The organism is Rudaea sp. (genome assembly GCF_036383415.1).
Taxonomy (GTDB): Bacteria; Pseudomonadota; Gammaproteobacteria; order Xanthomonadales; family Rhodanobacteraceae; genus Rudaea.
This window is the reverse complement of sequence record NZ_DASVOK010000022.1, coordinates 1-6,108: the sequence shown is the minus strand read 5'-3', so window position 1 is coordinate 6,108 and position 6,108 is coordinate 1. Positions and strand designations below refer to the sequence as shown.

The window sequence follows — 6,108 nt, the reverse complement described above, 5'->3', positions numbered from 1 at the left end:
AACCCGACCGGCACGGGCAGCGCCGCACCCGCCGCGGTGCAGGCCGGTGCGACGAGCCTGCTCACCGTTGCGGTGGCGCAAGGCACGAATCCCGCCAGCCCGATCCAGTCGGTCACGGTCAATCTGTCGAGCATCGGCGGTCCATCGACGCAGACGCTGTACGACGACGGCACGAACGGCGACGCGGTCGCAGGCGACGGCACGTATTCCTACCTCGCCACGGTCGCAGCGAACACGCCGTCCGGCGGCAAGACGCTCAACGTGACGATCGTCGACGCGGTGCCGCGCACCGGCACGACGACGATCGCGCTGGCCATAACCTCCGCGCCGCTGACGATCATGCAGATCCAGGGCCACGGTGCGGCGTCACCGTATGCCGGTCAGGTCGTGACGACGACCGGTCTCGACATCGTCACCGCGGTCGGCGCGAAGGGCTTCTTCGTGCAGGACGCCATCGGCGACAACGATCCGACGACGTCCGATGCGATCTATGTCTTCACCAGTAGCGCTCCGACCGTGCACGTCGGCGACGCCGTGCAGGTCGCGGGCACGGTCACCGAGTTCAACGGCTCGACCGAACTGACGACGGTCAGCGTGACCGTGCTGTCGAGCGGCAACGCGCTTCCCGCGGCATACGATCTCAACGCGCACGCACCGACGACCAGTCCGCTGACCGGCGTCTGCTTGGGCGCGGGTTCGACGATCAATCCGCCGGTCGACGGTTATCAGTCGAGCAACTTCGCCTGCCTCGACGGCATGCTTGTGACCATGGGCGACGGTGTCGTCGTCGCGCCGACCTTCGGCGCCGGCGGCAGCGGCATCAAGGCCGACACGGTGCAGGGCTTCTATGCGACGGTCGGCAGCCAGCCGCGTCCGTTCCGCGAGCCGGGCATCCCGTACCCGGGCGATGCGACGCATCCGCTCGTCCCGGTGTTCGACGGCAATCCGGAAACGTTCGAGGTCTATTTCGGCGGCCTGCCGCTTGTGCTCGCGAATCTGCCGAACGGCGGTGTGTACAACAGTGGCCAGCACTTCAGCGTGACCGGCATCGTGCAGGGCTACAAGGGCGCGTACGAAATCTATCCGACCGGCAACGACGCGTTCGCACTCGTTGGCCCGGCCGTGACCTATCCGGTGGCGGTGCCCGACTCGACACCGGGTACGCTCACGGTCGGCTCGCAGAACATGCTGCACTTCTTCAACAACACCGCCGATGGCGCCGACACCTCGGTCTACAACGACACTTGCGCCGGCACCGGCGCGAGCGACCAGTGCCCGACGCTCACGCAATACCAGGCGCGTCTGGCGAAGATGTCGCTGCAGATCCGCACGGTGCTCAAGGCACCGGTGATCCAGGTCGTGCAGGAAGCGGAGAATATTTCGGCGATGCGCGATCTTGCTGCGCAAATGAATCTCGATGATGCCAGCGTGAGCTACCAGCCATACCTGATCCCCGGCAACGATCCGGGCGGCATCAACCTCGGCTTCTTCGTGCGCGACGGCGTCGCGGTCAATTCAGTCACGCAGCTGTACAAGGGCACGACGACGTCCGCGTGCAGCGGCGGCAGTTCCTGCCTGCTCAACGACCGACCGCCGGCGCTGCTCGATGCGAGTTACCACGGCTACCGCGTGCGCGTGCTTGCGATCTACGACCGTTCACTGCTCAATCTCGGTGTCAACGATTACGTCGGCGTCAAGCGCCGCGCGCAGGCCGAGCAGATCGCCTGCATCGTGCGCGCGCTGCAGACCACCGGTGCCAACGTCGACTGCGATGCGAACAACCCGGGCGCCTACGCAGGCAATGCGATCCAGAACGCCGACGGCAGCATCGTCAACGGCGGCGTGCTCGTGGTCGGCGATGCCTCGGTGCCGGTCGTCGTGGTCGGCGACTTCAACGCCTATGAATTCAGCGACGGCTACGTCGACGTGACCGGCCTCATCATGGGCACGGCCGACACCGATCCCGCGCACAGCATTTATCCACCGAGCGCGAGCTACATCGCGCCGAACCCGGTGCTGTGGGACAGTGGCGCGGCGCAGGTTCCGGCCGACCACTACTCGTACACGTTCAGCGGCTATGCGCAGGAGATCGACCATATCCTGCTCAGCGACACCGGCAAGCAGGACTTCATCCAGATCGGCAACGCGCACGGCAACGCCGACGTGTCCTCCTCCAGCACGGACGTGCTCGATCCGACCACAGCGCGGCGCAGTTCCGACCACGACGGCCAGGTCGTCACGCTCGGTTACGTCGTCGACATCATCGCCGGCAGTCACGGTTCTGCGAGCCCGACCGGCCAGCGCCTCGTCTCGAAGGGCGCGCGCCAGGTGGTCAACGTCACGCCCGATACGGGCTACTTCGCCACCACGTCGGGCTCCTGCGGCGGCGCGTTGAACGGCAACACGTATCTCAGCGATCCAGTAGCGGCGAACTGCAACGTCGTCGTCACCTTCACGCCGAGCCCGATCGACGGCGCCTGCGGCAGCGACAACGGCCAGGTCCTGCTCGCGCCGCCGACCAATTTGTGCAGCGTCGGCACCGCCAGCGCGATCGATGGCAGCGGCCATCCGTGGAACTGGAGCTGCTCGGGTCAATACGGCGGCGCCGCGGCAACCTGCTCGGCGACGATCAAGACGTGGACCGTGAGCGCGAGCGCCGGCAGCAACGGCGGCATCTCGCCAGCAACACAGATCGTGGACAACAACGCGACCGCCGACTTCAGCTTGGCGCCGGCGCCGGGCTACGCGATCAACACCGTGGATGGTTGCGGCGGCAGCCTGCTCGGCAATGTCTACACAACGGGCCCGGTCACCGCGGACTGCGCAGTGAGCGCGACGTTCACGCCTGCGGTCTACACGGTGACGCCGGTCGTGACTGGCGGTAACGGCACGCTCACGCCGGCCGTGCCGCAGCAGGTCGGCTATCAGGCTGTCGTGAATTTCCGCGCCGATCCCGCGCCGGGCTACAAGGTTGCGACGGTCACCGGCTGCGGCGCCACGTTCAACAACAAGAAAATCCAGACCGCGCCCGTCAGCAACAGCTGCACGCTGACTGTTACGTTCGCCCGCGCGAATCAGTAAGAGGAAGTGACTGGACGATGCGCATGCCGCCCATCGTCCAGCACCGCGGCGTGGAGCGGCCCGCAGGGTCCGCTCCAACGCCGTGAGTTATTCCGGCCGCCCGTGTCCGGAATAACAACTATTGCGCCGCGCCTTGCATAAGCGCGGCCAAGGCTGCTATCAAGTCGCCCTCGCAGATCATGGCAACGCGGCGTGAGCATCGCAGCCAGTTTCGAAATCGAATACCTGCAGTATCTGGACGAATCGGGCAAGCTCCTCAATGAGGACGCGCCCGCGTTCGCGCGCGACGTGCGCGCGCTCGTCGAGGCGTACAAACTCATGTGCTTCACGCGCGTCTTTGACGGCAAGGCGATCGCGCTGCAGCGCACTGGCAAGCTCGGCACCTACGCTTCGTGCCTCGGCATGGAGGCGACGCATGTCGCGATCGGCTCGGCGCTCGCCGAGGACGATGTGTTCGCGCCGTTCTATCGCGACTACGGCGCGCAGTTCCAGCGCGGCGTGAAGCCGCGCGAAGTGCTGCTCTACTGGGGCGGCGACGAGCGCGGCAACGACTTTTCCCATCCGGCGCACGACTTCGCCTGGAGCGTACCGATCGCGACGCAGTGCCTGCACGCAGCCGGCTCCGCGCTCGCCTTCAAGATCCGCAAGGAACCACGCGTCGCACTCGCGACCGTCGGCGACGGCGGCACTTCGAAGGGCGATTTCTACGCGGCGATCAACGCCGGTGGCGCGTTCGCTCTGCCCCTCGTGATCGTCATCGTCAACAACCAGTATGCGATCTCGATTCCGCGCGCGCAGCAGACTGCGGCAAAGACACTCGCGCAAAAGGGCATCGCCGCCGGCATCGAAAGTATACAAGTGGATGGCAACGACCTGATCGCGATGCGTGTCGCGCTCGATCACGCGATCAAGCGCGCGCGCCATGGCCACGGCGCGTGCCTGATCGAGGCGGTGACCTATCGCCTGTCCGACCACACCACGGCCGATGATGCGCGCCGCTATCGCAGCGAGGACGAAGTGAAGGCGGCGTGGGAGAAGGAGCCGATCAAGCGTTTGCGCGGCTACCTGCAAGGCATGAATGCGTGGACCGACGACGAGGAAAAGGAATGGCTCGCCGAGTGCACCAAGCGCGTCGACGAGGAAATCGACGCCTATCTCGCGATCAAGCCGCAGCCGGTGTCGGCGATGTTCGACCATACCTACGCCGAACTTCCGCTCGATCTCGAACGCCAGCGCGCCGCCGCGCTCGTCGCGGCGAAGGACTGACGCGATGGCGCAGATAAATCTGATCGAAGGCATAACGATGGCGCTCGCGCGCGAGATGGCGCGCGACCCCGCCGTCGTCGTGCTCGGCGAAGATGTCGGCATCAATGGCGGCGTGTTCCGCGCGACCGTCGGCCTGCAGCAGAAATTCGGCGCCGATCGCGTGATCGACACACCGCTCGACGAGGCGATGATCGCCGGTCTCGCGGTCGGCCTCGCCGTGCAGGGCATGAAACCAGTCGCCGAGGCGCAGTTCGAAGGCTTCATGTATCCGATGATCGATCAGATCGCTTCGCACGCGGCGCGCATGCGCACGCGCACGCGCGGGCGATTGACCTGCCCTGCCGTATTCCGCGCACCGTGGGGCGGCGGCATCCATGCGCCGGAGCATCATTCCGAGGCGATCGAAGCGCTGTTCACCAATATCGCCGGGCTGCGCGTCGTCATCGCCTCCTCGCCCGGTCGTGCTTACGGCCTGCTGCTCGCGGCGATCCGCGATCCCGACCCGGTGATCTTCTTCGAACCGAAGCGCATCTATCGCCAATACAAGGAAGAAGTCGCCGACGACGGCGAGGCGCTGCCGCTCGACGTCTGCTTCGTATTGCGCGACGGCAGCGACGTCACGCTCGTGACCTGGGGCGCGCAAGTGAAGGAAACGCTCGAAGCGGCCGACGCGCTCGCCGCCGAAGGCATCAGTGCCGAGGTGATCGACGTTGCCACGCTCAAGCCGCTCGACTTCGACACGATCCACGAATCGGTGAAGAAGACGCATCGTTGCGTGATCGTGCACGAGGCGCCGTACACCGGCGGCTTCGGCGGCGAGATCGCCGCGCGCCTCGTCGAGCACGCGCTGTACGACCTGCATGCGCCGGTCGAACGCGTCGCCGGCTACGACGTGCCGATGCCGCTGTACAAGCTCGAGATGAACTATCTGCCCAACGTTGCGCGCATCGTCGCCGCGGCGAAGCGCACCTTACAGGCAGGCTGAATCGCACCGGGGGAAACGCCATGCATCTCGTCACGCAAATCCTGATCGGCCTCGTCGCGCTGCTGCATCTGTACTTTCTTGTCCTCGAGATGTTCTTCTGGGACAAGCCGCTCGGACGCCGCGTGTTCAACCTTACGCCCGAATTCGCGACGGCATCGAAGACCCTCGCCGCGAACCAGGGCCTGTACAACGGTTTCCTCGCCGCCGGTCTGATCTGGAGCCTCGCGCTCGGCGCCCACGAAGGTTTTCACGTCGCGATCTTCTTCCTGACCTGCGTCATCGTCGCCGGCATCTACGGCGCGTGGACGGTCAACAAGCGCATCTTTTTCTTCCAGGCGCTGCCGGCGATCGTCGCCCTGATCCTGCTGCACCTGCATTGAGGTGGCCGTGAGCGAAACAAAGACATTCCGCCTGCCCGATCTCGGCGAAGGCCTGCCCGATGCGACGATCGTCGAGTGGCTGGTCAAGCCCGGCGATACAGTCGCGCTCGACGCGCCGCTGATTTCGATGGAAACGGCGAAGGCCATCGTCGAAGTGCCGTCGCCGTATTCGGGGAAATTGGTAAAAGTATACGGAAGCAACGGCGACGTGATCGCGACCGGCGCACCGCTCGCCGATTTCGAGATCGATGCGAACGTGCCGCAGCGCGCGGAGGGGCACTCGACGGGGCACCATGCGGCGCCCGTCGCACCCGCGGCATCGCCGGCTCAGCGACCCGACACCGGTACCGTCGTCGGCGAGATGCAGGCCAGCGACCGCGTCGTCGTCGAAGCCGC

General features: G+C 65.9%; 5 protein-coding genes. All 5 read left to right on the top strand.

Translation table 11 applies throughout. From position 1 onward, the window contains the following. On the top strand, window positions 1-3,081 hold a 3,081-nt coding region (locus VF497_RS00790; RefSeq protein ID WP_330885291.1), incomplete at its 5' end, for a choice-of-anchor X domain-containing protein. Between the two features lie 192 nt (window positions 3,082-3,273). Further along, window positions 3,274-4,347: a pyruvate dehydrogenase (acetyl-transferring) E1 component subunit alpha gene (gene pdhA / locus VF497_RS00785; RefSeq protein WP_330885289.1), complete on the top strand. Its 1,074-nt coding sequence runs from the start codon at window positions 3,274-3,276 to the stop codon at window positions 4,345-4,347. Between the two features lie 4 nt (window positions 4,348-4,351). After that, window positions 4,352-5,332: an alpha-ketoacid dehydrogenase subunit beta gene (locus VF497_RS00780; RefSeq protein WP_330885287.1), complete on the top strand. Its 981-nt coding sequence runs from the start codon at window positions 4,352-4,354 to the stop codon at window positions 5,330-5,332. 20 nt (window positions 5,333-5,352) lie between these two features. Next, complete coding sequence (locus VF497_RS00775) at window positions 5,353-5,712, top strand: DUF1304 domain-containing protein (RefSeq protein WP_330885285.1); 360 nt, start codon at window positions 5,353-5,355, stop codon at window positions 5,710-5,712. 7 nt (window positions 5,713-5,719) lie between these two features. Further along, on the top strand, window positions 5,720-6,108 hold a 389-nt coding region (locus VF497_RS00770), incomplete at its 3' end, for a biotin/lipoyl-containing protein (RefSeq protein WP_330885283.1).

What these genes read in the sequence shown, in the direction of transcription:
- VF497_RS00780 (WP_330885287.1), top strand. Translation starts at nt 4,352, where the DNA reads ATGGCGCAGATAAATCTGATCGAAGGCATAACGATGGCGCTCGCGCGC.
- VF497_RS00775 (WP_330885285.1), top strand. Translation starts at nt 5,353, where the DNA reads ATGCATCTCGTCACGCAAATCCTGATCGGCCTCGTCGCGCTGCTGCAT.